The organism is Chryseolinea sp. T2, from assembly GCF_037203685.1.
GTDB lineage: Bacteria > Bacteroidota > Bacteroidia > Cytophagales > Cyclobacteriaceae > Chryseolinea.
Map to the genome: position 1 here is coordinate 422,868 of NZ_JBBCAU010000007.1, position 24,418 is coordinate 447,285.

Consider the following 24,418-nt stretch of genomic DNA (forward strand, 5'->3'; position numbering starts at 1 on the left):
AGGAGTTGATGTTTGGCAATTTGAGGCGTGTCAGTACACAAAATAACAAATTATCGGCAACGGTACGGTATGACACTTAGCTAGTCTTGTGGGCCCTCTCTCTCCAGCCCCTTTTTTCAATTGCCCTTACATTGTCAACGCGCTTCAATGTCAACAAATAATCAAACAGAACTTCCAGTTCACGGTCGCCTGGTTCCCCATTAAACTCTTTGACATAAACTGCATTGCCGAAGTTGTCTCTGGCCTTCTCGGGTGAATCGTCCACTATGATGATCTTCTCAATTCTGAATCCCTTCTTTTTCAATTTATCAAGTCTCTTCTCCCAATAGTAAATATCCTGCTCAAAGTCTTTCCGTTGCGTGCATTTGCTCCTCGACCAGACGATCTCCAATTGAACGTCAATCGGAACGATATTGTTAACGACCTCAGCAACATAGATGTCTCCCGCTGAGGACCATATACCGATTCTAAAGTGCTCACTTACTTGTCGAAGGAAATTGTCTAAGCCAGGTCTTTTATAGATAAAGTATTTCTCATATTGAGAATCCTCGGCTGTGTCGAGCCTATTCTCTGTTGAATATACCAACGTCTCGTCCAGATCAAGTATTATCAAGATATCCGACTTGCCGGTCATACTCATAGGTAGTTCTCATAGGTCAAATTTTTCACCTTAGGTTTCAAACTACTGACCATTTTGCCAATTTGAATTATATCGTTGTTATTGCCGATCAGTACTGCAAACTTATATGTCTCACCATGTTGGGTAACGATTTCCATATAGTTGTTATCTATGTGGTTGGATTGAATTTCTTTGGACCTAAGTCGTATCACTATCTTAGACACGTTAGATATCTGAACTCTTTTGTCCATGAAGCTAATGGAGTGGTCATCGACAGTAAGATTGTTAACTTCCCCAATTGGTCCATAGTGGCGCACCTTGTGGATTACGCTGATAACGGCAGTCACCATTATCAAAGCAAAGGCGATGTATAGTAAATATTTAAATGGTCCCGGCTGGCCGTCGTCTATCAAATACCAAATTCCCATAAGAGCAAAAGCTATCGTTGTCAGAATCCAGGAATATTTCTCCGCCGGATGGTCGCTTTTATCGTAGACCCGAATCTTGAACATTAATAATTTCGTTATATCCCAATGAATTGCTTAGCCATGACTCCATCATCTCAAACGCCTTAATTGCCCTCTGATCTGCGATATGTCCTAATGTTAGCATAATTGCTAATTACGTTTCCAGGAAAGCAATGACATGACCGTCCGGGTCAGCAAAATAAAACTCTTTTCCATAAGGCATACTCCGTAGCGGTTGGACTATCTCAACAGACCTGCGTGAAATCTCCTTATACAAATCATCAATCCCCTCAACCGAAAAAACAATATCGAAATGTTCGTCGTCTCCCTTCCTCATCCCTTCATTAACTGAGGGGCTACCTTCTTTGAGATGGATAGAACAACCATCTTTGATAATTCCCGCATAAAAGTCTTCGTAGCGAAAATCAACATCAAAGTCCAACTCTTTTGTGTAGAACTCAACTGAACGGTCAACATCAGCCACAAGCAGTTGAGGGCTCATTCTTTTAATCTTGAAATGTGTGATGTGGTCCATAAAAGTGACGTTTTATCTTAGGAACAAAATGTCGACAGAGAATGCACTCCGGAATACTAAGTTAACACAGCCCATATAATTGAGAAATATCACTTGAAGCCTACTTAGCCGCTGCCGTAACCTTGCTTACTATTTCTTTCACATCATTGTCGTAAAATCCAGTTCCGTTGAAACAGTTGCATTCTATGATTTTATAACCTGCCCGAGTTTCCGCAACATCAAGTACAAAAATTCGATGCGGCGAGTACTCCCTCGCGCAGTTTTCAGCGAAATCAATCATCTCCTTAGGCACATCTTCACGGGAGACATCCTTCTGTCCATTTAGCATATAACGCGAACTATCAACCACCCTACAGTTTACAATGAAATTCCGCCATTCCCTGACAATTTCTTTGACAGGAGCACCAAGTACTACGACATCTGAATTGACTATCGGACTGTCACCAGAGTTTATAGAGGAGTACCATTTTCTGATGTCCGAGGTGGACATAATCATCCCCGAAAAACTCTTATCATCCCCATTTGGTCTTAGAAACCAGTTTACTTCACTGTCGGTAAGTTTCTCTACAAACGTGCCGAGTGGAGCTATTATGCCGTCAGAATTAAGCATTTTATTTCCCCACCTCTTAAGATAGTTCTCAATCGTGAAATCATGCGGATTAAAAAATAAACCGTTCCTGAAACGCGGATGCTCCCAGGCATTTAACATTAATGTACTTGACCCATAAAAGACGTTTACATCGGCAGGCGAAAATTCCGGCAGCTCCTGCGAAAACGGAATCACGGTTATCTCTTCGAAATCAATCTGCAGCTCTGCAAAAGCCGCGCGAAACTCCGCTAATAAGGAAGGCTTTATTAGATTTTTCTGGACTATCCACTTAATAGTGTTTGATGTCATAGATGCAACCTGGGTTGATCGCTGTTCAAATTCTCCAATCAACTTTCCCACCTTATCGGCCTCCTCTTTGGTTATCCGTCCTCTTGCTCTCCAGCCACCAGAGCATCCGGTGCCAGGTGAAGTTCAGTTTCATTTTTAATCCTCCCCCGTGCAATTACCTTTCTCAGTTTGTCCTCCCTGACATAGCCCTTCGACTTAAGCTTCAGTGCAAACCCTCATCCGTAGTTTGTTGCCAAAAGTACTCGACCGTATCTCAGTGTGATAATCCCCACTCATGATTCAAGTTGGGCTAACCTGCCGTCATCTAATCTTCTTTAACCCAGTCAATGCTCGTGTCCATAGTCCCCGAATCAAAATATGCCATCAATGCTGATTCCATATTTCTTTTATCAATCAGCCATGATTCCGGGTATAAGTCTACCTGTCCATTGGACAGCCTGAATTCCTGTTCCTTGCTTTCGTTTCCAAATACGTTGTTTGATCTGAATCCGCTATCACCTTCATGCCTCAGGTACATTAGGAATACGCTGGTGGCATTTGTGATCACGCACAAAGCACTTTCTCCATGCCCTTCAATCCAGATCTCCTGAAAGTCGACCTTTTTGCATGTTGCTAACATGGACATTAGATGGGCCCTTGACTTCAACGCTGTTCTTTGTCCGTTGACGGAAATAGTTATAACCACTGCTTAAGTATTCTTGTTAGGAGCGGCCTTAGGACTTTCCCAACGAATCTGCTTAGCCCAAATTAAGAATTTACCGGTAATAGCAACATGGCGACCCCGCTTGCATAAACATTACCAGGGAATTTCTCCCGTCTCGGCGTTGTTTTCTTCGCTAAAGAATTTTCCGGTCGGTCCGTCTTTGTCAATCAAAGCATATTTTACAATTCTCTTCCCTGCATCTTCAACGGTCCCCGATCCACGGTGGCCGTTGAAATCCGTCTTAGTATATCCTGGACAAACGGCATTTACTTTGAAATCACTATCCCTTAATTCGTATGCCAAAACAACTGTATACATATTCAGCGCCGACTTTGAAGAAAGATAAACGGCTCCTTTGTAATCGTAGTATTTATAGGCAGGATCACTGTGCAAGGTGATCGAACCCTGACTTGAACTTACGTTCACAATACGAGGTTCGGAAGCCCCTTTCAACAGATCAACAAATGCCTGGGTAACTCTTACGGCGCCGTAAACATTTGCCTCGTAAGTTGCCTTGAATTGCTCTATGGTTGAATTAAGCGCCGCCTGCGGGTACCCTCCGAAAATGCCTGCATTGTTGATAAGGATGTCCAACGAACTTGTTCTCTTCCCTATTTCTGCGCGGGCACTTTTCACGGAGTCGTCATTTGTAATGTCCAGCTGAACCGGCTCTACGTTGTTTAATCCCTCCGACTTCAACTTATTCACGGCCGCTATTCCGTTTTCCAGACTACGACTTCCGAGGTAAACATGGATTCCTTTTTGAGCCAGTTGTCGCGCTACTTCAAGGCCAATGCTTCTGTTAGCCCCTGTTACTAATGCTGATTTCATCTCTTTGCTTTAAGTTAGTGAAAGCAAAAGTAGGTCGCCGGGAAACGGAGGAGATGGACAAATCAGGCTATTGCCTTGACGAATCTTGCTGAGCTTCCAGAAACTCACTTACACTCTTTCCGGTGCATTTTTTGAAAAGCCGCGAAAAGTAGGCAGGGTCATTAAAGCCTAGGTCATACGCCACTTCCTTGACTGAAAGGTTAGAGTAATGCAATTTCCGCTGAGCTTCAATCATTAAACGGCTTGTAAAAAAGTCCTTGGGCGAAACACCTGAATACTCCTTTACAATCCGGTATAAGCTGTTTGTCGTTAACTCCAATTTCTCAGCTATTGTATGCACAGAAGGCTGCTCAGTAAGATGGGTTTCTACCATTAGTTTGAATTCAATAAACTTTGACAGGTTAGTGTTTAAGCTGTTAACTGGTTCATTGTTTTTGAAATAGGCACTATTTAATTCTACTAACAGCGAATTCAGGTAAGCCAACACTATTTCAGTGTCGGTCACAGGTTTATCGGCGTAAAGTATGTGATGTAAAATTTCAAACACCTTCCTCACTCTTTCCCTTGTCACATCGTCAAAAATGATGGTTTGCGAGTTTAAAGGATTAACCAGAAAAGGAAAATGCTGTGGCAGTAATGCGAGTGTGTTTTCATCAAACAATACCTTGAAATACTTAAGGTCCGCAGTTTTAGCCGGAGGTGTGAATACCTGGTTGGGCATTGCAAACAGCAAGTGACCGTCCGTAAGCGTGATATCCTGTAAGTCGATGTTATATGTAATAGTGCCGCTGTCGATCAGCACGATAAAGTAAGAGGATAGCCTACGGGGTTGTAACAGCTTTTGCTGAAGATCGGCAGACAGGTAGGGGCTCTCATTCGAAACAACTTTTATACTCACTCTGTCGTTTTGTGAACCTTCGAATTTTCTGTTAGTATCTTCCATGGTGCCTGCTCAACCCCTTTCCATAAACATCCACCGATGCCCCTCCAAATCCTCAACTCTATACCGGCTACCCGGCCCCCCCTCTTCTACATCTGAAAGGATCACCGCCCCATTATCCTTTGCAGTCTGAAAATGCTTTTTAACGTCATCGACGTATACCAGCACACCATTAAAAATATACGGAACTTCACGCCACCTGGCCATTGACTCGCACATTTCACTATGATGAGCCGGACTTTGATAGTCAGGGCTTGGAGATGCCACCATTATTATACTTTTCCCCATTGCTATCTCGCCATGTGCAAGTCTACCATTATCGTCCAGCATTTTTGTCTTCTCCAGAAAGCCGAATGTCTTACACAGCCAATTCATTGCCTCAACGCCATCTTCATAGGCTAGCATTGGAATTACCTGTTGGTTATTTGAGCTCATAAGTAACGTTTAACGATAGACCTTCGATATAAAATAACGGTCAACATTTGATCAAGTTCAATAGACCCTCAAATTTTATTTGAGTTCTGCGAGTATCAGTTTTCTCTGCGTCAATGTTTTCTTCATTGCTTTTTCTCTTACCGTTTGATTATCGTTATGTATCAATTCAAAATATTCAGTTGGGACAACCTGCCACGATAATCCATATTTATCTTTGCACCATCCACAGGATCCTTCCTCGCCACCATTTTTCGTGAGCGCTTCCCAATAATAATCCGTCTCAGCCTGGTCTTTTGTGTTGACAACAAACGAAACTGCTTCATTAAATTTAAAGAGTGGACCGGCTGCCAAAATACTAAACTCCATTCCTGCTATTTCAATCACAGCTGTTTCTATCCCTGCGTCATTCCCACTTTCGTCACTGCCGAACTTGCGAAAATCCTTCAGCTTACCTCCCTTAAAAATGGATAAGTAATAATCTGCTACAGCTTTGGCATCTTTCTCTACCCACAAATAGGGCGTAATCTTCTGCGAAGTCATATTTTAACACATTTATGAGTTAATCAGCCGGAGTTAAGAACACTATAAGTTTAGTCGCTGGTTGCTTTATTTCAAAATACCCTGCAACGTTATTATTTAAGCAGACAGGAAAGTTGTGATTGAGGGTCTCGCGACAAGTCACCAGTTATGCCTTCAACCTGACGTAAACCATCTTAATACCCTTCTTGTCGGTTCCTCGCTCGTCAACTTCAAATTTATCAACACTCTTTAACATCTGGCCCAGCTTATTATAGCCGAAATTTCTGGGATCAAAATCCTTTTGCTTCTTTATGATCAGATTTCCAACCTCTCCTAAGAACGCCCAACCCGTGTCATCCGCCAAGTCGGTAATTGAGTTAGCAATTAAGAGAATCGTTTCCTTGTTCACCTTTTGAAGTGCCGGCTTATTACCTGGAGCAGTAACCCTTTTTTCCGTTTTATGAGATTCAGACTTTGTCGTTTTGACTGCATCTGGCACCACTGTCACAGGGGTCAATATTTCCAGGTAGATAAATTTATCGCACGAAACAATAAAGGGGTTCGGGGTTTTCCGTTCACCAAGTCCAATAACAATCATACCCGCCTCCCGAAGTCTGGTAGCAAGTCTTGTGAAATCACTGTCGCTGGATACAATAGCAAATGCGTCGACCTTCTCCGAGTATAGAATATCCATCGCATCAATTATCATGGCAGAGTCGGTTGCATTCTTACCGGTTGTATAGCCGTACTGTTGTATAGGTGTGATTGCATTCTCCAGGAGAACACTTTTCCAACCAGTCAGGTTGGGCTTGGTCCAGTCTGCATAAATACGTTTGAATGTTGGAGTACCGTACTTCGCTATTTCCTCAAGCATACCTTTGATGTTAGCTGATGGAACATTGTCCGCATCAATCAAAACAGCAATCCTTATATCTTCTGTTGTCTTCATAGTCTTGCTACAGCAGTCGCATTTGTTAAGAGTATGGTCGTTACCCGCTGCCGTAAGTTATCACCAAATGAGTCCGGAGCGGCATTGCTCGGGTAACATGACCTATCGCAGATCGTATGGCGCCATTGTGGGCCATAACTTCTCGAACTCATGCGTAAACGCCCGAACAGTTCCTGGGTCTTTTGTTACAATAATATTCTCATGATTAAACCGCGCGGCGCCGCGTGTCCAGTTATAGCTGCCGGTAAGCACGCTATGCTTGTCCACCACCATAAACTTGTGATGCATGTGATTCGGACTTGTATCCATGCGCAATTCAATTCCTTCGCGGGCGAGCTGGGCAATATCAGAACCTTTGTCGAACGACTTCTCATTGTCTGTGATCAATCGAATAGTTACACCTCTGCGATGTGCCGCAATAAGCGATTCGGTAATGATGTCATCACTGATCGTAAACACACACACCAATAAATTCTGGCTGGCGGTACTGATCTGCTTTGTAATGGCATTGCGACAGGTGTCGCCCGGACTGAAATAGGCATCCAGGTCAGGTAACGGAGTCTGCAGTGCAGAGGTAGTTGATTTCACCCAATCCAAAACAAATTGAACATTTTCGCCGTTGGCTTTCTGACTGGCTATTTCGAAAACCTTGCTGCGTATAACATTTATCTGATTTGCGTCCAGGGGATGATCTGCAATTAGCTCTTTCAACGTACGCTTCTCCTGCTTCGACAGAAAGTCATCGGCAGTGCTGGCGTGAAGGTATTCAATAATTTGATCCATGTCTTTGCGTTTTGTCAACACCAGGAGAGCCTACTTCGAAGTCTCCGATGTTCCAAAAACCAAATTAAGGAATAACTTTTGATACCTGCGCCGAACCGGCCCGTAGTACGAGCATTTTGTTTGGTGGCGATGACTCTACTCCAAAACAACTTTCTCTCTCTTCGGGTACTTTACTTCGTATTGAAGATTGATGTCCTTTTGTTGTTGTCCATCTATCGTTAACTCCCATTTCACCTTTCCGGTCTTTGGATCAATCTGGCCTGATGTCAACTCTAACGGGCCAACGGTGATATCGCTTACTACCGAGACTGGAATCTGGTCAAAAATTGTGAGCTTAATAGGTTGAGATTTCTTATTCCGTGCAATTATTTTAAACCCGCGCGTCTCAACTACGTTGCTACCGATCGTTTTTCTCTTCGAGAATTGTTCGTTCTTCTCTCTGCCAATCACAATGCTCTTGTCACGACCCAACGATATTGCCAGTGTGTCCTGGAGTGATTTCGCATTCAATATAGTCCTTCCTACATACGCGTCTTCAAAGTACAGGTTAGCTTCACCCTCAAGCAAATTGTATTGGTCCCAATTGATTATTTGTGCAACCAAAAATGCATCCTTATCCAACTTCGGAATGGCATAGTATTCGTACACGGATTCGATCTGATGTTTTTTCAAATCAACCTGAATCTTCTCTCCATTTGACTTCACTGTGTACGGAGTGGCTACCTCAATTTCAACTGTTGTCTGATTCTCAATAACAGTGGTTGGAACTGGTTTGGCAATGCTCTTACTTCCCCTGATTTGTACGCCAGCCATCCGTCCTTGTAAAGCTCTCTCAGCACCGTAACCCGTAACAACGACTTCGGACAATTGTGTTACATCGTCCTGCATCCTGATATTCAAATCAGGTTTTGAGATTGCTACTTCTTGTGTAACAAGTCCTATGAATGAAAACACCAGAGTGGAGGCATTGTTTGGCAAGGTAAGACTGTAATCCCCGCCCGCGCCCGTCGTGGTTCCAACTGTCGTGCCCTTGACGAGTACATTTACCCCCGGAATGGGTTTACCATCGGATTCACTTATAACGATTCCTCTTACGTTCCTTATTGAATTAGACACAGCCATTCCGTAGAGGGAATTTTCATACGTCGTATTTCTGGCATAGTTCAGATTCCATGCATTGAGTTCAGGGACGACACCGCTCTGGTTGGGGTCACCATTTGAAAATCTAAGCTTAACATTTTTCCAATCCACACCAGTATTTTGAAATACCTCTGCTCTATAGGTCAACTCCAGCGGACTCTTAATGTTCTCCACCCGAATGTCGTATTTGGGATACCACCCGGCATTGGCGACCAGATAGCTAATATTCACTTTAGTGTTGACCTGCTGTTCAGCGCTGACTCCTATTTCAACTTCACTAGCTGGCAACGAGTTCTGTTCATTCAGCTCTTTGAGTTGTTGTTCAATTTTGCCATGCTCCTTTTTCTTCAACTCCAGGTGCTTATTCGTACTAATTTCTTCCTCTTTAATTTTTGAAATTTCTGATTCATAAAACTCAATGGCCTGCTTAAGTTGCGTGATCGTCGCTCCTGATGTTTCTCCTCCCAAATTTTTGTTCTCGTTTAGCAGGCTCTGCTTTTCCTTCAAGACGCCTAGTCGCGCGTTGTCACGGGCCATTGCCAGTTCAATGGCGTCTGCGGCCTTTTTCAAACTGTCAATTTTCGCATCCTTCTTTAACTCACTAAGAAAATTAAGCTTGTGATTAACTGACAGGATCGTAAAATCTCCATCAGCTTTCACTTGCAGGCTTTTCTCGTCAAGGTACGGCGATAGGTTCCTGATTTTCAGAATAGTCTTCCCTGCCGGAATAGTTGTGGTCCCCGATTCAAATACCTGCGCTCCATTGAGGAACACGGTCACTTCGTTAATCTCCGTTTTTACCTCTTTCTCCTTAAACGTCTGGGAATACAGTTCTGAAACAATAAATAGGCTGAGGATTGTACACATAAGTCTCATAGGCTTTTTATGCTATGATGCCTTCCGGTCATTTATTCCATAAATAGTTAGTCGAATTTTTTCGGAGCAAATGCCCGAACGTGAAGCTTTAAGCCGTTGTATTGACCGCTCGTTAGCGGTCTCTAACAGTTATAAGTTCTTAATAACAGGATATCAATATACCTTGCTTTACAACGCCCATCATTGCGGACGGAATGCTGATGCATACACAAATCAAATCGCCATATAGTGCATGTCCCAAAAACCGCAAAGATTTTTATGTATTCCGTCAGCTTTGCACTTCACAAACCTACTGGTAATCCGCCGTTGTGAATCCGGCTTTCAAGATTCTGTCGGAGTCAGCTGTTTCGAAATTAATTGCGTCCTCTTGCCCACAGTTCGGACATTTGTCAACCATGCCCTCATTTGAGCTTTTTGGATTCTTAAATAAATCGCCCATCTCATTACATCTCAATGTCAGGAAACCACATTTAGTGCAATAGCAAAATACCGGATAACCTTGTCCGCAGCAAGGGCAAATTTGCTTTGTCTCCCATGTTGGTCTTCCGATTTCCATTTTTCTAATCCGAATCATCCGCGTGAATTGCATCTAACGTTCCTGGCATGCGACGTTGCGGCCTGGAGGGCAGGGCGTTGGTTCATGTCCCCTGAAATGTCACATCAGTCCAGTCATCTTTCAATAAATCATTTATCACATCCACATACATTATCTGCCGATGCTTGATCTTAAGAAAGTCATTCACTGATTCAAAAGCACCTTGTCCTAGCTGGACATTGTCAACAAATGTGAAGCCCTGTTTTAATACAACTTCCTTTAACTCCTCATTCCTTTGAAATGCCCTGGTGCGTTCCGGTACTTCCAAAAAGCTGAATCTTATATCTACCCTGGAATAAATCTCAGCCAATCCAAGGTCGCGATTGAAGAATCTGTCTTTCGGTTTTACTGGCTCAATATAATCTATAAACTTTGACAGGTCATACCAGGCAAAGTCATTCAGGCAAAATATTGAAGAGCTATTATTCTCAATGATTTTCACGGATAGTTTTGTTTCATGCCCCTCAACTGTTTGCCAAAGAAAACTTAGCCAGGTATAAAATATGTTGTCAACTATCTTATAGTACTTCCCTAGTTCAATGTCGTTGTCAATTGTCAGGAAGTTGGCATATGGCCATTCCCGAATTATTACTCCAAGCTCTTTGTCGTTATCATAAACTCCAGTCTTGTCGGCGAGGAAAACCAGAATGTTGTACTCGCCCAATCCCTTGATAAACTCCAAATGCGTGTCGTTTGCAGGGTTCGGGATAATATTTTGTCTATTATCAAAATTGTACTTTTTCTTTATTGCCCTAAGTTTATCCTTTGTCGCAGTAGTGATACTACCAAGGTATGAATTCACGAGTCTAAGATTATGAATAGTTTCCTTCTGTAATTCTTCGGTCTTTGCAACGCTCTCAATTATTTCCTGAAACATTTATCGTTATCGTTCTGGTTGTCGTTTCTTATTTAGATATCAAACCCTATCGGATGATTAATATTGCCGGCAGCAGTACCAACTTCATCTTTCAGGGAAGTCAAGTTTATCCCATAGTTCCTCAAGGGTGTACAGTCCGACATCCATAACATTTCCTGCTTTGTCAATGTATCCATTTCTGGCGCACTCAATTGAATAGTGATTGCAGCCAGCCTCAGTATGCGTTGTATCCCAGGGAATTTTTCGACAACTCTCCCCAATTATCGCATAGTCTTTGTTAAAGGCAGTGGCCTGTTCAAATGCAGGTGTAATCACAACTTTTCCCGTTTCGTCTGCAAACCCTATTTTCCCAGCCTCGTCGACAATTCTTATCCTATTGAAATTGAGTTCATCTGGTGATGGCTCTCCTTCGCTTGTGTTATAAACCTGGAATAGGAAGTTTTCCTTAAAGTCAATTGCCCACCAGCCCTTTTTGTCCTTTGGTGCAACCACCAAAAAGTTTTCGACTGTATCATCAAAACAAACCCAATACTTCTCCGGGTCTAGTTTTAGAATTGTGTCGTTCTTAGAATTCACTATCGAATACAGATAGCTATTTCCAGACGTAGAACTATGAACTACAAATTTCTCGGACTTCAAACTTTCCTTATCAGAACAAGACAACAAGGTTGTTATTCCAATGGCGATTAGTAGTAGTTCTCTCATCCTGTAATCTATGTGTTGCTGCAAATGTCAGTCTATAAAGTTATGCGGTCTGGCAGCTATTGTCATGCGTCTGTGGTTCATTGAAGTCGCTTCAATTCGAAATCCCGTCCATGTTCATGGGTATTCAATCTAACGTCACCTTTTGCATCTATCCCGAACCTGCACTCAGTGTTAAAGCTTTTAAAATAGAAAACATTTTCACTCTCCGGATACAGCTTCAACGACAGGCCAGGGACATCCATAACAATGTCGTCATTTTCTAGTCGTACGACAATCTTATGTTTGGACACCCGCTTATCAACATATTCATACGTGCCCACGTATCGCTGCAGAATTCTCAGGTCAACTTTGACTTCTTTTCTGGATTTCCAATTGTCATAGGGCTCATTGAAAGCAATTGATGTGATACCCATGGCAGTCGCCCAAATATTTTCGTCATAGGTCCCAAAGTTGTTAAGGAGAATAATAATCAATTTAGTTTCGGGATAGTATACAAACTCGGACATGTAACCTGGATATCCGCCTGAATGCCTCACATATCGGTGTCCGGAAAACTCTCCTGTCATCCAACCATACCCATACCCGCCAATCTTGGGTGGCCCTTCAGGAGTAACGGCCACCTTCCAGGAATCCGATGTTAGAATTTGCTGATTTGCGACAGCTCGCGCCCATTTGTACATATCAGCTACCGTGCTGTAAATGCTTCCTGCAGAATAAGCAAAGGTCGAATCATAGTGTTTGTAAGGGATTGCCTTTTCAGAATCCATGAATTCATATCCTTTTGCTTTTAAGGAATCAGGAAGTTTAAGAAAATCAAATCCGGAATTCGTCATGCCCAGGCGACTGAAGATGAGTTCCCGGACAACCATTTCATACGGCTTGCCGGTAACCTTTTCGATTATCAGTCCCAGCAGAAAATACCCGGAGTTATTGTAGCTATATCCCTTTCCTGGTTCAAACCCGACAGGTGCATTCTCAAAAACATCCAGTATCTTTTGTCTTGAGATAGGATGATTCACCAGGGCAGAATCTTCGACGCCAACGGGCTCAGTGTAATTGTATATACCAGAAGTATGCGTTAACAAATGATGGATCCTGATCTTGCGTCCGTTTGGATAATCCGGAAAATATTTCGTTAGTCTGTCCTGGACCGATAGTTTACCATCTTCCTGCAATTTCAAAATCACTGTTGCTGTGAAAGTCTTGGTAATAGAAAGTATCGGGAACCTTGTATCCGGGGCGTTGTGGGCCCTGGTGGTTGTATTACTCCAGCCATAGCCTCTGCAAAAGAATCTCACCGTGCTGAGCTACCAGCACCGAGCCATTAAACCTAAATGCCGTGTTTGCAGAAATAAGATATGTATCGAGTTTATCTGCTATTCCTCCAGTAGTATGCTTTTGCTGTCCGAGTGAAATGCCCGATGCCACGACAAAGTATAGCAGCAATAGAAAAGGACATTTCATAGTCGATAGATTAATTTCTAAAACGGTATTACGTACATCGCCGTAGCACAACGCGGACACCTACTAAACTCCATGAGTAATCAATAGGCTTCGGTGCCTTCTGCGGCTGGTCTCACGGGCATCGTGCTAGTGTCCACCTCTATTTTTAAGAATTGAATCCAACAAAATCAAGATCCTTTCCTTCGATTCATCCGTTTCATTCCAACCATTATTCTTAATCATCTCTTTCTTGATCCGGGGCTTAAACACTTGCTGCAGTCTCCAATTGGTCACGAGACTGCTACTTATAACGACCTTGATGAACCTTGAACTCTGTCGTGGCCGGCCAATGACACGTATTTTCTCATAGCCATCTCCCCATTGAGGTGGGAAGCAGTATACTTTTGTGCCAGGTGAAAAATGTTTTGTACCCGCTCTTAGTTCCTTGTCCACTCCAACCGGATGCTCACCTATAATGTTTCCTACGAGGCACCAGACGAATTCAACGTCACGACTTCTTTTCTCCCTTAGATCCTCTTCATATTGTTGCTTTTTCGTCCGGGTTCGTTCTCCGATTTCTTCTTCGGAGAGCTCCTCCGGCCCGGATCCGTCAGACTTTTCCTTTTTCGGGGTGAGCAAGGACCAAAAGTTCAATAGAAAGTTCTTCATGGGAGCATCTTGCTAGTGCTGGTGTTTGCCGGGGATTTAACTTTGGCTGATTGTTGAAACCAGGGCATAAAACTTAGCTGGCCAGGAGGCATCCGCGCGAAGCACTCTACGGTTGTTTCACGCCAGCGATCCTAACGTTTTTACCCACCCGCTGAGACAAGTCGTCACCCAAATCTTCCCGGGCTTTTTCAGCCAGCGCCTCAAGCTCCTTAACTATTTCGGGATACTCGGTCTTAACGTCGTAACGCTCTCCCGGATCACGGCGCAAGTCATATAGTGCCTTTCCAAAAGGAAAATTCTCATTCAGATCCCCCGGATATCCATCCTTTCCAGGTTCATAATTTTCGTGCGTCCTGCCGGGATGGGGCAGCACCAGCTTCCACTGATCTAACCGGACGGCCTCCAGGTTATTTTTTCTATAGTAATAATAGAATTCCTTTCTGGGCTCAGCAGAGACATCACCTTTAATGATGGGAACAAGACTGACGCCATCAATCTTGTGTGTGGGCAGCTCAAGTTGCAATAATTCGGCGATGGTGGGAAAGATATCGATAGTCGACGACAAACTGTTTGAGATCAGACCACCCTGAATGGTTCCTTTCCATCGCATAAGGCAAGGCACCCGCATACCACCCTCAAAAGAGCTTCCTTTCGCTTCCCTTAACCCACCCGTTGATCCGGCATGATTTCCGTAATTCATCCACGGGCCATTGTCGCTTGTAAAGATGACGATGGTTTTGTTGTCCAATCCATTCTCGCGCAATGCTTTCAGTACCTCACCAACAGACCAGTCGATCTCCATCATCACATCGCCGTATAAGCCCTGTTTGCTTTTGCCTTTAAATTGTGCTGATGCATTGATAGGCACGTGAGGCATATTGTGCGCGAGGTACAAGAAAAAAGGGTTCTTCTTGTTGCGTTTAATAAAATCAACAGCACGCTGCGTATACCTTTGCGTGAGCAGGGACTGATCTCCCAGCGTTTCTACAGGGGTCTTCTTTTCATTGCCGTCGATGAGAAACAAGGGTGGAAAACGATCCTTCTTCCAATCTGTTGCCGGCTTACCTGCATAGTCAACGGGCCACATATCATTGGAGTAAGGCAAGCCAAAGTATTCATCAAAACCATGCTGTAAAGGAAGAAATTCGCGACTATCCCCCAGGTGCCACTTACCAACGATAGCTGTTGAGTAACCTTTCTGCTTTACCAGTTCAGCAAGCGTCACTTCCGATGAATTAATGCCCGTCGGACTATTGGGGAAAAGCGCTCCCGAAAAACCTATCCGGTTTGGATAACAACCGGTAAGCAATCCAGCGCGTGAAGCAGAGCAAACGGCCTGAGCAGTCAGGAAGTTTGTAAAACGTATCCCCTCCATTCCCATTTTGTCAATTGAGGGGGTTGCGTAATTCGTCGCGCCGGTAAGGCCCAGATCCCCGTTACCCATGTCATCCAAAAAGATTAGAACAATGTTGGGAGCCGGAGTGACATGGCTTTGTGCGTAGACATTCACTACTGAAAGATTCAGCAGAATAAGGATGATTAACTGTCGGTAATTCTTCATGGTCCAGGAGCGCGCATGTAGTCTGATGCCGCTGCCAACAAAGCTATCTACTTTTTGGATATTCTGTCAATTTGTATTGGCAGCATATTGGTGATGAAAAAAGCGGATTTAATCTCGTCGCATTGTCACCGTGTCAAACTAAGTACTTGCCAGCAATTATTTATGTACGACGTCACCTGCCGCTTCACTTATACTTTTCTCAATTGTTCGCCTGTATATGTTCGCTCCCTCTTCATTTAGATGAATGCCGTCGATTGTCAACGTTAGTTTTCTTTTCTTGCTCAGCTTTTGAACTCCTCCCTTTTGCCGACATATCTTCTTGTCAAAATACACTGAAGATAAGAAACTCTCTAAAAGATAATCCGTCTGACTACTTTCCTTCAATACTGTTTCGAACGCCTCAGATACGTCGGCAAGAAGGCAATTCGCTTCTTTCGTAATGGCTCTGATAACCTTGTTATACTCAATTCTTATCAGGTTAGTTTCTGAAAGTAGATTTTCATTTATACAGCTAAGAGTAGTCAAAACGATTCTTCCCTTTGTTTTTTCTCTAAGCAGCTTTATCATTCCTAAATATTCCACCCTAAAGTCTTCTACTCCCAACGGCTGGCGTCCGTGTCTAAGCAGGTGACCTAAGGCAAATTGGAACAGCAGTCCTTTCTTATTGAATTGAGGTAAAATGATGTCGTTATGCCCGGCTTCGATTACAACAAAATCGTACTCTGAGCCGTCCGAAAGTATGTTGACTAGTCTGTCAGAGATGTTTTTTAAAGTGTCGCCATCTACTCCTGCGTTATGAATGCTCCAAATCGGATTGTCGATCTGGATTGACGCAACAAAGCTTTCCCCGATCTGCCCCCTGGTTATGCTATTTCCCAGAAAAAGGATTTTCATATTCATGGAAGGTTCGGCAATTGACAGGTAACGTTTGGCTATAACGCGTGCCGGAATAGGAGCGCTAATTAACGGAGCATTAGTGGAATGCTTAGCGCGACCTGCCAGATCTATCGTATGAGACCAAACGTGATTTAAAAGATAATACTTTTCTTTTACTCTAAACCCGGCTATGACCTATAGCTTGTGTTGTAAGGCGTTACTTGTCAGTAGTCAAAATCCTTCGCATTCTTGTCCCAGTCTACTTTTCGTATTCCGTTTTCTATTATTTCTTTAATGCTTCTTTGTCCTGGGTTCTCGTCAAACCAAATAACCACTAGTTCCGATCCCATAAATGACTTATCAATTGGGTCGATTGATGTCAACCAAACCTTATATATAGACGGAGGTAACCAATTTTCGAGATCTTGGCCTGATGGTTCTAACATCAATACCTTTCGTGGCCCCCACTCACTTGGGCATTTTGCCATTCCAAAATTCTTTTATTGGTTTTGAGATCAGGACTTCCCTCTAATAATCCACCATAGGTCCGACCATAGACGAATCCGTCTACCGTAACTTTTCTCCCAGATTCCAATACTATGTCAATCATCTTGCTGGTGTTTAATTCCCTACAGCGTTCGCATGTAAAACGTACCGGCAGTCCAAATTAATTATTAATCATCAAACTCTGGCAGCATGCTGTCCACCGTGACCGAACGTTACTTTGAAAATCTAATACAAATTTGTACCGCGCCTCCGCTGTGGCACGTACACTTTGTTAGCGGCTGGCCATTTTACAACAGCTCCCATCCGCCTTCGTAATTATCCCCAGTAATTGATTTCAATTTCTCGCACATCTTATCCCATTTATCAAAAGCGGCCTCACCGCCTTTTATGGAGACTACATTTAATCTATCAATGTATTCGAAGTCCTCTTCACCTTCCACAACTCCATAGTCTTTGTCCGCAACTGTTAATGCTATGGAAGGAAAATATGATTTAGCCCATTCACTGCTAAGCTTCGGTTCAAAATAATCATTGATTGCTTGTCCTGGCTTAAAGGCAGGCTTACCCCAAAACTCAGTCGACTCGCCAAGAACCTTCGCCTCCGTCAGCTCAGCTATAATTCTTTGAGTCTTTATTTCCTTTACTTCGTCCTTGGGCCAAAACTTCAAAATAACGTCCGACATTGTTGTTGATTATTAATATTTACACTCTTCCCAAAAAAGGCTTGCAGATAATGTCAATGTATAAGCCGTGGTGCTGAGCCAATATAAAAAATGTCCTCCGTGTCAGCGCCATGGAGTATACATTTCGTTAGTAGCTGGCAGCGCAGTCAGCTCTTTGTCGTTCGTGTGTTAAATCTGGGCAATACATTCAATAGACACCAATATCCCCGCAGGAAAAGGCATAACCTGGGGTGTGCTTCTCGCCGGTGCATTTTTAGGAAAAAACTCGACGTAAACCTTATTTATTACTGCGAAGTCATTTCCTGCTACCATAAAAATGGTAGTCTTAATAACCTTTGACATGTCAGACCCAGCATCTTCCAGAATCGCCTTAATGTTAGAAAAGCTTTGTCGCACCTGTTGTTCAAAGTCGGAACTGATAATCTGTCCGGTAGTATGGTCGATTCCCGGGGTGCCCGAGATAAATATGAGGTTATCAGCTATCACTGCCTGCGGAAAAGCGTCACTCATTCTGGGAGCTCTCAAACTGTTGAAATTCCTTCTTGTATTCATTAGAAATATTTTGAGTGTCTAACGTTCCGCGCTGTTGCTAAGGTCTGGTTATAACGCATTTACCTTACCGAAATAACAATACACAAAGCATGGCCAATGAGTTATAACTTTTGTTAGCCAGCATTTATTCGTATCTGTCCACCTGGATCCTCATCGTCCAAATTGAAATTATCCACTCTGAGTAAACGTCTTAAGTGAAAACTATAATCCAACCAACCTGAGCCATTGTAATGTAGTCCAGCGTTCGTGTCGTTGTAGATTCTAACAATGTCTTCTGCTTCTTGTATAGTAAGTTGACTCCCTTGTCCTACCCTTTCCCTGATCATTCTTGCGCACTCAAACTCCGGAATAAATAGTTCTTTGTCGATCGAATGTGCTTTAAAATAGTCCTCGATCCTTTTCATTCGATTTAAGATCTCTTGTCTCTCCGTCATTATTGTGATTATATGCGACTAACGTCAGTATATAATGTAATCGAAAATACCCGTCACGAATTATGAAGTCAGACTTTATTGCATAGGCACCCACTTTCCAGGGCTTGCACACAACGCAGGCATAAGCGCAGTTTAAATTTACCTTAAAAATAAACAACAAAATTTAATATGCGCTTATACATTGTTGGCCGCCGTGCTATGTATACGTGTCCTTCTTTTGAGTGTAGGAATTCCGCTTCTAACTGATGTCTTTTTCACGTTGTCAAACTCAAACTTGTCTAAAATAAATAATTGGTCTGCTAATAGATTGGTCAAGTTAATAACTTCACCGGAAGTGAAATCTATTTGAATATAACCGTACTCGGACCATGGGATTTTATAAGCCGGGTTCTCGACTTTTGTGACCTGTCTGATGTCGGATTTGAGTAGCACCTTTTTTGTTAGTGGAGTTCTAATAATGATTTGATCACTTCCTCTTGTCAATCTTATGATGAGGCCTTTGGCATCCTGCGTATATTGATAGTGAAGGATAATTCCAGGTATCCAAAGCATATTTGCAAGCAGGAACAGCAAGGCGCTTAAAAAGTCGCCAACTCCCGTTGGTCCTTTTAAAAGTGATGATATGAACACAAAATTGCCAATTGCTGCCACGGGTACTCCATACCATAAAAACCAAAGCAATTCCCTAAAGGACCTTTCTCTTGTTAGTTGATAGTCATGATTTTTCAAGAAATAGTCGCCTCTCACATACCTATTATCTTTTGTTGTCTTATTAAGAGAGCTTTCTAATTCATCGATCTCGTTGTTCATGAAGTTGGCCAACGTTTCTTGAATTATATTTATTTGGCTCTTCTTGTGATAATGAAATCTTCGGGATGCCGGCAAATAGTAAGCATCAAATACTTCTTTCCTCGAATGTTCCAGGATTATTGAATGTCCTTGCTTGTTTGTTACAACAATTGTCTCCAGGCCATTTGGTAGGTGCTCATTTGTCCAATGGTCTGATATAATCCTGTCAATTGTCGACTTGTCACAGGGTTTGTAGTCCGAATATTCCCCATCTTCGTCTTTATAATAGTTAAGTCGATACTTGAAATTCATTCTGTTACAGATAGCATTGCGGCCAACGTTCAGCTATAAGGCGTGGCGGCATACCGAAATATAAAAAGTAAACATCAACCGTGCCGCCATGGCTTATAGCTTTTGTTGTAGGGCGTTTTCATTTGTCTACTTTTTAAAGTCCATCCTTGTTTATCCAAGCAGCAAAATCTCTCCGATATGCATAAATGAACGTCAAGAATACGATAAGCGAGAATAATTGAATACCGATCATTATTTCAGCGTCCAATGCGTTGAATGTTAGTCCACCTCCAATGGTCAAAATTGTCGGAGTAAATGCAAGCACGTTTAGCAGCCCTAAGATTAATGTCAGTCCGAGAATTATGTTTGAAATTTTCTTATTTATAAACAACGTCACGAGAACTAAAGAAGTCAGTCCATAGGCAATCCAGTGTTGATGTGTCAAAATTATGTCAGTCGTCAGAACGGTAATTGCTGTATAGATTAATGCAATCACAATAAGTCCTATCGGAATTAATTCTTTAATCTTTTGTCCTTTCATATTTTGTCTGAGGTCTACCTGTCCGAGAAAAAAGCCCTACAACGCTTACATATGCGCATAATTTCATTTTGTCTGCCTCATATTGCGAAATAGGTATCCAGCGGTGTAGACAAATATGAGATACAATGTATAAAACTCATACATCATAAAAGCCTTCAATGGCCATCCTATACCAGAGTTGCTCATTTTAAGCTGTTTTACCCGTTGAACATTCGCGCTCAGCACTCTCCTAAACCTTTCCGTATCGTCCATTCCCTCACTGTCATATCCATAGTGACTCATAAGTAATTCGTTCGAATAATGCGTCCACCAAGCGAACACTATCATAATTGCGAAAGTTATGGCAAACCCCGACGCTAGGTAAAGGAGAAGGTTCCACTTCTTAACAGTTCGCCTACTAAGAGAGACGAATATCATTATAGGTATCAACAGCAGACCCAATAAAAGAAGAATCGAAACACATTTTACAACAATCTCCATCTCAAGCGCTTCCCTTTATTGGTCAGAAATTGCGCATAACGCTGGTTATACGCCGTTGCAGTTTACCTAAATATAGCCAACATAGTAATTTGGCGAATATGTGGTGTTGTGCGCATCAATCTACTGTGTAAAGCCACTCCGTCAAACTGAAGTCATTACTCCACTAACCTTTATCCCTCTTCCTTCCCCATTTTATGGCAGCAGTTAGTCCTCCAAAAAACAGTCCGATACCACCTACGAACATTATTTCATTGGACGAACTTCCCCTAAGTTTTGTAGTATAGCCAATTCCAATCATTAACCATCCCACGACCATTATCCCTATTGAAAGCAGAATTTTGACCAGCCTTCCCATTCTCATACTTCTTTCAGTTTAACAGATTACGCACAACGTTCGGCTATATAGCGTTGCCGGGTTTAGAGCAAATAAACAATGACGATAGGAATGTTTATTGCGACCCGCTCAGTCTGTCCCAAGAAACCGAACATGATTTGAAAACAAAACTACGAATTACTCAAAACCCTGGCAATGATATTGCCCCTAAGTCTTCACGATAATTGGTTTGGATCTCTGAACAGTCAGTCTGAACCCCGCCGATTCTCAGGGGGGGTGGCTCTGGTAATGGTTCAATTTTAACCTTGTCTTTAGTTGAGCAAGAAATTGTGAGCAGGAATAAAAGAGCAGCTAGTCTCACGCCAAATGTTTGTCCGTATAATTCACTTGTCCAAACAAAGTCACAATTGTCCAAAAAATGCATAGCAGTCAACGCTTACATATGAGCCGTTGCAGTTGGTGTTAGCGGTAGTTGTTTCTCCTCGCTAGCGGACATCTCTAAGTGCCCCGATTTTTATTCCTGCCGTCAAGAAGAAATTTTCCAAGTAAACCCATTTTTGATTGCACAAGTCCCCCAAGCTAATCTTCTCTGAACTCAATCTGCTGCCGGTGCACTCAAAACACAATTCGATAAATTCCAACAAATGGCCGTCGGAGTCATAAAATAAGATAGCATTTCGTGGATTATAGCAGCCCACTCCAGACTCAATAAAGATCTCCCCTTTGTATGTAACATTGTATAGGATACTCGTCAACTTCCTAACTTCGTCTTTGCTAAGTGTTTTTACTTCTGTAATTTTTGCAAAATCTATTTCCTTTCCTTTCATAGGAAGTGTATGCTCGATGGCTGAATCCCCCAAGTTGTCAAACGATACTATTTTAATAATATCAGCAGTGTCAAATGGATAAAACCGCATTCTTTCTTCAGCGCTGTACTTTGTAGTCTCTACACAATTATGATTTTCTGAATCCATTCTGGCCTGGCGTTTAGTCAAGGAGCCACTCGGAAAACGATGTCTCATACATTGAGTCAAGCACGAAATGCATAGGACTAAGAATATCAACGTTCTCATTAATTCGCTAGCATCTTTATTACAAACAATTACCGCTAACGCCTAGCTTAATGGCGTGGCGGCACACCGAAATATAAAAATCAAATATCATCGTGCCGCCATGACATATAGCTGCTGTTGTGGCTCGTGCACATATTTCAACTGTTATTTTCTTCCCAGAATCTCCAGTACTTCGTTTTCTGTCCTTCGTATTCATAAATCAAAGTGTCCTCATGAATCCTATATATTCTAACTTTCAATGTGTCGTCAGGATAGTAGAATGTTGCGGAATCCTTTTGTCTCACAAATCGTGCTGTTGTGAAGTGCTCTATGTCATAAATAGTCGAATCATTCTCAATTGAAAACGATGCGTTCGGTCCTGAACCATCAGTCCAAACTCCGTCAATTGAATTTTCAAGTTGGTCAGCTGTCGGCTGGGAACCTGAAATAGATCCTTTGTCAGCGGCCCTCGAACATCCAATTGTCAAGAGTCCGATTAGTCCGATTGTCTTAAGTCTCATATCATATCTGTCCAGTGCACGAGCCACAACGCTTACATATGCGCCGTACAGTTCACCCTTTCAATATAGCCAACAAACTGCAATGGCGCATATGTGGTGTTGTCGGTAGACTTACACCAATCTTACCAGTTTGGGTTTTCCTCTATCATTTCTAGCAAATCCTCTTTATAATAATCCCCGTCTTCTTCGTCAAAGTTGTTGTAGAAGTCCTTCAAGTCCTGTTTCGTGAAAACGGAACTTGCCAACGCGGAATAATTCTGATAATCTCTAACAATTGTCCACATCATCGTTTTGTAGTCGCCGCTTGTACTCGACACAATTTCTTCTGGTCCATTGTCGCAAGCCCAAAACTCATAGTTCCGTGCAAATCTTGCTTCAACGCTTTTGAAAAACCAATCTCTTGCCTCTGCATCTTCGCACCAGGATGTCGAATGGTCACGAAATGTGAAAAGGAAGCCATTCTTGAACTCGTTAACTCTCAGTAAGTCTTCCTCAAATTTCGGAATCCCCCAACTTTCACGATGCTGTTCAAAGAAATATCCTGCTTCCTTGCCGTCGCACTGCATTCGGATAAATGTGGCTCTTGTCTTTGCCGCTTCATTCTGAAACTGTGATAGCTTGTCAGCAAAATCTAAATATACGGTCTTGCTCTCAAGCATGTCGTTTGCCCGTATTTTAACAACTGAATCCAGGTCAGCCGGCAATAGCAGTAGAGGTGAAGACACTGAATTAATCTTCTTGAAGTATGCAGTTCTGTTCATAAGGTTACCTACAACGCTTACATATGCGCCGTTGCAGTTTACAGTGAATATACCAACAAACCGCAATGGCGCATATGTGGTGTTGTAGGCGCTTTAGTCTAGCTCACTTTATCATATTGAATAGTATTATCGAACAATGAGGGTCAACACTAATGATACTATCCAACAGTTTGACGCGAACACAGCAGACCTTCTTAAATTCTCAAATTGTCTTTAGCTGGCACCCGTCAACTCAACAGGAATGACAATTCGTAGGATGGTCTCTAGGTCTTCAACTTTCGAATTTTCTTTAGTTGTCTTTAGGAATTTACTCCTCTTATACCACATGACCAATTGCAAAACACCTGTCACTGTCATCATTATGTAAAATGCCCAGATTGCAATGTTTTGGCTCATCTTTCAAAATTAAAATGCCCTACAACGCTTTTATATAAAACGTGCCGGTACTCCAAAATAATAACTTAAAAATCAACTGTGCCGGCAGTTTTATATATACGTTGCTGTGCGTAGTACGGCACCATCTACTAATTAAACTTGGCAAATAATTTTGGGCAAATCTTTTTCATGCTTTCAGGTCTTTCCTCTTGCCAGGTAAATTCAAATTGCGGATAGGAACCTTCCTTCGTCTTAAAATTCTCGTTGTCAATATAGTCGTATAGGTCTTTTCCAGTTCTATGTTTGAATGCCTCCAAGGCAACATACCAAAAGCTCTCAAAGTCATAAAATTCGGCTCCTTGGACAACTTCACTTATCAGAAAGTCAGGGTTCGCTTTGGCATTGCAATATGTGTCCTTTCCTCTTGAGATCACCCAACACCTAAAGTATTCAAAACCGTCATCAGAGCATCCTCCGTTCATAATATAACCAGCACACCACATTTCAGAATTATAAGTGTGATAAAGCAGATAATCCGTCCGTAGGCGAAAACCAATCATTTCTTTTGGAGTAAGCTTTTCAATTTCTGATATTAGATATTGTCTTAGCCCCCTAAAATCTGCACAGAATTTTCCATTTGGTTTTGTAGTAGAGTACCGTGTTGGTCATCTGATAAG

Annotated in this window: 28 protein-coding genes; all 28 read right to left on the reverse strand. The window is 42.4% G+C overall.

Translation table 11 applies throughout. The features are described from left to right. Nucleotides 1-76: 76 nt before the first annotated feature. A complete protein-coding gene (locus tag WBG78_RS23100; RefSeq protein ID WP_337328870.1) occupies nt 77-640 on the reverse strand; it encodes an HAD family hydrolase in 564 nt (187 codons plus the stop codon). Then, nucleotides 637-1,131, reverse strand: a complete 495-nt coding sequence (locus tag WBG78_RS23105) for a hypothetical protein (protein WP_337328871.1) — start codon at nt 1,129-1,131, stop codon at nt 637-639. Before WBG78_RS23105 ends, WBG78_RS23100 begins: the two co-directional genes overlap by 4 nt. 109 nt (nt 1,132-1,240) lie before the next feature. Then, complete coding sequence (locus WBG78_RS23110) at nt 1,241-1,621, reverse strand: VOC family protein (RefSeq protein WP_337328872.1); 381 nt, start codon at nt 1,619-1,621, stop codon at nt 1,241-1,243. 100 nt (nt 1,622-1,721) lie between these two features. Next, nucleotides 1,722-2,519 carry an ATP-grasp domain-containing protein gene (locus tag WBG78_RS23115; protein WP_337328873.1) on the reverse strand — a complete coding sequence of 266 codons (798 nt, stop codon included), beginning with the start codon at nt 2,517-2,519 and terminating at the stop codon, nt 1,722-1,724. 304 nt (nt 2,520-2,823) lie between these two features. After that, a complete protein-coding gene (locus WBG78_RS23120) occupies nt 2,824-3,138 on the reverse strand; it encodes a hypothetical protein (RefSeq protein WP_337328874.1) in 315 nt (104 codons plus the stop codon). Between the two features lie 177 nt (nt 3,139-3,315). Continuing rightward, a complete protein-coding gene (locus WBG78_RS23125) occupies nt 3,316-4,053 on the reverse strand; it encodes an SDR family oxidoreductase (RefSeq protein WP_337328875.1) in 738 nt (245 codons plus the stop codon). Nucleotides 4,054-4,120: 67 nt separating this feature from the next. After that, nucleotides 4,121-4,996: a helix-turn-helix domain-containing protein gene (locus WBG78_RS23130; RefSeq protein WP_337328876.1), complete on the reverse strand. Its 876-nt coding sequence runs from the start codon at nt 4,994-4,996 to the stop codon at nt 4,121-4,123. A 9-nt stretch (nt 4,997-5,005) separates the two neighbouring features. Next, nucleotides 5,006-5,428, reverse strand: a complete 423-nt coding sequence (locus tag WBG78_RS23135; RefSeq protein WP_337328877.1) for a VOC family protein — start codon at nt 5,426-5,428, stop codon at nt 5,006-5,008. 75 nt (nt 5,429-5,503) lie between these two features. Then, on the reverse strand, nt 5,504-5,968 hold the full coding sequence (locus WBG78_RS23140) for a VOC family protein (protein ID WP_337328878.1): 465 nt from the start codon (nt 5,966-5,968) through the stop codon (nt 5,504-5,506). 145 nt (nt 5,969-6,113) lie between these two features. Continuing rightward, the gene (locus WBG78_RS23145) at nt 6,114-6,896 is read right to left on the reverse strand and encodes an NYN domain-containing protein (RefSeq protein WP_337328879.1); all 783 of its coding nucleotides are present in this window, start codon (nt 6,894-6,896) and stop codon (nt 6,114-6,116) included. A gap of 102 nt (nt 6,897-6,998) precedes the next feature. Beyond that, complete coding sequence (locus tag WBG78_RS23150) at nt 6,999-7,679, reverse strand: phospholipase D-like domain-containing protein (RefSeq protein ID WP_337328880.1); 681 nt, start codon at nt 7,677-7,679, stop codon at nt 6,999-7,001. Nucleotides 7,680-7,814: 135 nt separating this feature from the next. Then, complete coding sequence (locus WBG78_RS23155) at nt 7,815-9,686, reverse strand: mucoidy inhibitor MuiA family protein (RefSeq protein WP_337328881.1); 1,872 nt, start codon at nt 9,684-9,686, stop codon at nt 7,815-7,817. Nucleotides 9,687-10,333: 647 nt separating this feature from the next. Further along, entirely contained in the window at nt 10,334-11,167 is an 834-nt protein-coding gene (locus WBG78_RS23160; protein WP_337328882.1) for a hypothetical protein, read from the reverse strand. A gap of 84 nt (nt 11,168-11,251) precedes the next feature. Further along, complete coding sequence (locus tag WBG78_RS23165) at nt 11,252-11,872, reverse strand: WG repeat-containing protein (RefSeq protein ID WP_337328883.1); 621 nt, start codon at nt 11,870-11,872, stop codon at nt 11,252-11,254. A 77-nt stretch (nt 11,873-11,949) separates the two neighbouring features. Then, nucleotides 11,950-13,170: a serine hydrolase domain-containing protein gene (locus WBG78_RS23170; RefSeq protein ID WP_337328884.1), complete on the reverse strand. Its 1,221-nt coding sequence runs from the start codon at nt 13,168-13,170 to the stop codon at nt 11,950-11,952. After that, nucleotides 13,136-13,336, reverse strand: a complete 201-nt coding sequence (locus WBG78_RS23175) for a hypothetical protein (RefSeq protein WP_337328885.1) — start codon at nt 13,334-13,336, stop codon at nt 13,136-13,138. Before WBG78_RS23175 ends, WBG78_RS23170 begins: the two co-directional genes overlap by 35 nt. Nucleotides 13,337-13,462: 126 nt before the next feature. Then, entirely contained in the window at nt 13,463-13,984 is a 522-nt protein-coding gene (locus WBG78_RS23180) for a hypothetical protein (RefSeq protein ID WP_337328886.1), read from the reverse strand. Nucleotides 13,985-14,090: 106 nt separating this feature from the next. Beyond that, nucleotides 14,091-15,545: a sulfatase family protein gene (locus tag WBG78_RS23185; protein ID WP_337328887.1), complete on the reverse strand. Its 1,455-nt coding sequence runs from the start codon at nt 15,543-15,545 to the stop codon at nt 14,091-14,093. A 156-nt stretch (nt 15,546-15,701) separates the two neighbouring features. After that, entirely contained in the window at nt 15,702-16,439 is a 738-nt protein-coding gene (locus tag WBG78_RS23190) for an SGNH/GDSL hydrolase family protein (protein ID WP_337328888.1), read from the reverse strand. 776 nt (nt 16,440-17,215) lie between these two features. Further along, complete coding sequence (locus WBG78_RS23195) at nt 17,216-17,611, reverse strand: hypothetical protein (protein WP_337328889.1); 396 nt, start codon at nt 17,609-17,611, stop codon at nt 17,216-17,218. A gap of 168 nt (nt 17,612-17,779) precedes the next feature. Next, nucleotides 17,780-18,163 carry a RidA family protein gene (locus WBG78_RS23200; protein WP_337328890.1) on the reverse strand — a complete coding sequence of 128 codons (384 nt, stop codon included), beginning with the start codon at nt 18,161-18,163 and terminating at the stop codon, nt 17,780-17,782. A 608-nt stretch (nt 18,164-18,771) separates the two neighbouring features. Further along, nucleotides 18,772-19,698, reverse strand: coding sequence for a hypothetical protein (locus WBG78_RS23205; RefSeq protein ID WP_337328891.1), 927 nt, complete (start codon nt 19,696-19,698; stop codon nt 18,772-18,774). 133 nt (nt 19,699-19,831) lie between these two features. Further along, nucleotides 19,832-20,218 (reverse strand): hypothetical protein, encoded by a 387-nt coding sequence (locus WBG78_RS23210; RefSeq protein ID WP_337328892.1) that lies wholly within the window; start codon nt 20,216-20,218, stop codon nt 19,832-19,834. Between the two features lie 643 nt (nt 20,219-20,861). Then, nucleotides 20,862-21,059 (reverse strand): hypothetical protein, encoded by a 198-nt coding sequence (locus WBG78_RS23215; RefSeq protein WP_337328893.1) that lies wholly within the window; start codon nt 21,057-21,059, stop codon nt 20,862-20,864. Nucleotides 21,060-21,517: 458 nt separating this feature from the next. Further along, complete coding sequence (locus WBG78_RS23220) at nt 21,518-22,006, reverse strand: hypothetical protein (RefSeq protein WP_337328894.1); 489 nt, start codon at nt 22,004-22,006, stop codon at nt 21,518-21,520. Nucleotides 22,007-22,242: 236 nt separating this feature from the next. Further along, nucleotides 22,243-22,605 carry a hypothetical protein gene (locus WBG78_RS23225; RefSeq protein WP_337328895.1) on the reverse strand — a complete coding sequence of 121 codons (363 nt, stop codon included), beginning with the start codon at nt 22,603-22,605 and terminating at the stop codon, nt 22,243-22,245. Nucleotides 22,606-22,727: 122 nt separating this feature from the next. Beyond that, entirely contained in the window at nt 22,728-23,366 is a 639-nt protein-coding gene (locus tag WBG78_RS23230; RefSeq protein ID WP_337328896.1) for a hypothetical protein, read from the reverse strand. 524 nt (nt 23,367-23,890) lie between these two features. Continuing rightward, entirely contained in the window at nt 23,891-24,334 is a 444-nt protein-coding gene (locus tag WBG78_RS23235; protein WP_443092799.1) for a DUF4240 domain-containing protein, read from the reverse strand. Nucleotides 24,335-24,418 lie beyond the last annotated feature (84 nt).

Bases quoted from the DNA above. Each gene is read 5' to 3' on its own strand.
- WBG78_RS23160 (WP_337328882.1), bottom strand. From the start codon at position 11,167: ATGTTTCAGGAAATAATTGAGAGCGTTGCAAAGACCGAAGAATTACAG.
- WBG78_RS23215 (WP_337328893.1), bottom strand. From the start codon at position 21,059: ATGAGAATGGGAAGGCTGGTCAAAATTCTGCTTTCAATAGGGATAATG.
- WBG78_RS23185 (WP_337328887.1), bottom strand. From the start codon at position 15,545: ATGAAGAATTACCGACAGTTAATCATCCTTATTCTGCTGAATCTTTCA.
- WBG78_RS23200 (WP_337328890.1), bottom strand. From the start codon at position 18,163: ATGAATACAAGAAGGAATTTCAACAGTTTGAGAGCTCCCAGAATGAGT.
- WBG78_RS23130 (WP_337328876.1), bottom strand. From the start codon at position 4,996: ATGGAAGATACTAACAGAAAATTCGAAGGTTCACAAAACGACAGAGTG.
- WBG78_RS23110 (WP_337328872.1), bottom strand. From the start codon at position 1,621: ATGGACCACATCACACATTTCAAGATTAAAAGAATGAGCCCTCAACTG.
- WBG78_RS23155 (WP_337328881.1), bottom strand. From the start codon at position 9,686: ATGTGTACAATCCTCAGCCTATTTATTGTTTCAGAACTGTATTCCCAG.
- WBG78_RS23195 (WP_337328889.1), bottom strand. From the start codon at position 17,611: ATGTCGGACGTTATTTTGAAGTTTTGGCCCAAGGACGAAGTAAAGGAA.
- WBG78_RS23115 (WP_337328873.1), bottom strand. From the start codon at position 2,519: ATGACATCAAACACTATTAAGTGGATAGTCCAGAAAAATCTAATAAAG.
- WBG78_RS23225 (WP_337328895.1), bottom strand. From the start codon at position 22,605: ATGAGACTTAAGACAATCGGACTAATCGGACTCTTGACAATTGGATGT.
- WBG78_RS23135 (WP_337328877.1), bottom strand. From the start codon at position 5,428: ATGAGCTCAAATAACCAACAGGTAATTCCAATGCTAGCCTATGAAGAT.
- WBG78_RS23165 (WP_337328883.1), bottom strand. From the start codon at position 11,872: ATGAGAGAACTACTACTAATCGCCATTGGAATAACAACCTTGTTGTCT.
- WBG78_RS23125 (WP_337328875.1), bottom strand. From the start codon at position 4,053: ATGAAATCAGCATTAGTAACAGGGGCTAACAGAAGCATTGGCCTTGAA.
- WBG78_RS23180 (WP_337328886.1), bottom strand. From the start codon at position 13,984: ATGAAGAACTTTCTATTGAACTTTTGGTCCTTGCTCACCCCGAAAAAG.
- WBG78_RS23140 (WP_337328878.1), bottom strand. From the start codon at position 5,968: ATGACTTCGCAGAAGATTACGCCCTATTTGTGGGTAGAGAAAGATGCC.
- WBG78_RS23145 (WP_337328879.1), bottom strand. From the start codon at position 6,896: ATGAAGACAACAGAAGATATAAGGATTGCTGTTTTGATTGATGCGGAC.
- WBG78_RS23100 (WP_337328870.1), bottom strand. From the start codon at position 640: ATGAGTATGACCGGCAAGTCGGATATCTTGATAATACTTGATCTGGAC.
- WBG78_RS23230 (WP_337328896.1), bottom strand. From the start codon at position 23,366: ATGAACAGAACTGCATACTTCAAGAAGATTAATTCAGTGTCTTCACCT.
- WBG78_RS23205 (WP_337328891.1), bottom strand. From the start codon at position 19,698: ATGAATTTCAAGTATCGACTTAACTATTATAAAGACGAAGATGGGGAA.
- WBG78_RS23220 (WP_337328894.1), bottom strand. From the start codon at position 22,006: ATGGATTCAGAAAATCATAATTGTGTAGAGACTACAAAGTACAGCGCT.
- WBG78_RS23190 (WP_337328888.1), bottom strand. From the start codon at position 16,439: ATGAAAATCCTTTTTCTGGGAAATAGCATAACCAGGGGGCAGATCGGG.
- WBG78_RS23105 (WP_337328871.1), bottom strand. From the start codon at position 1,131: ATGTTCAAGATTCGGGTCTACGATAAAAGCGACCATCCGGCGGAGAAA.
- WBG78_RS23210 (WP_337328892.1), bottom strand. From the start codon at position 20,218: ATGAAAGGACAAAAGATTAAAGAATTAATTCCGATAGGACTTATTGTG.
- WBG78_RS23150 (WP_337328880.1), bottom strand. From the start codon at position 7,679: ATGGATCAAATTATTGAATACCTTCACGCCAGCACTGCCGATGACTTT.
- WBG78_RS23120 (WP_337328874.1), bottom strand. From the start codon at position 3,138: ATGTTAGCAACATGCAAAAAGGTCGACTTTCAGGAGATCTGGATTGAA.
- WBG78_RS23175 (WP_337328885.1), bottom strand. From the start codon at position 13,336: ATGAAATGTCCTTTTCTATTGCTGCTATACTTTGTCGTGGCATCGGGC.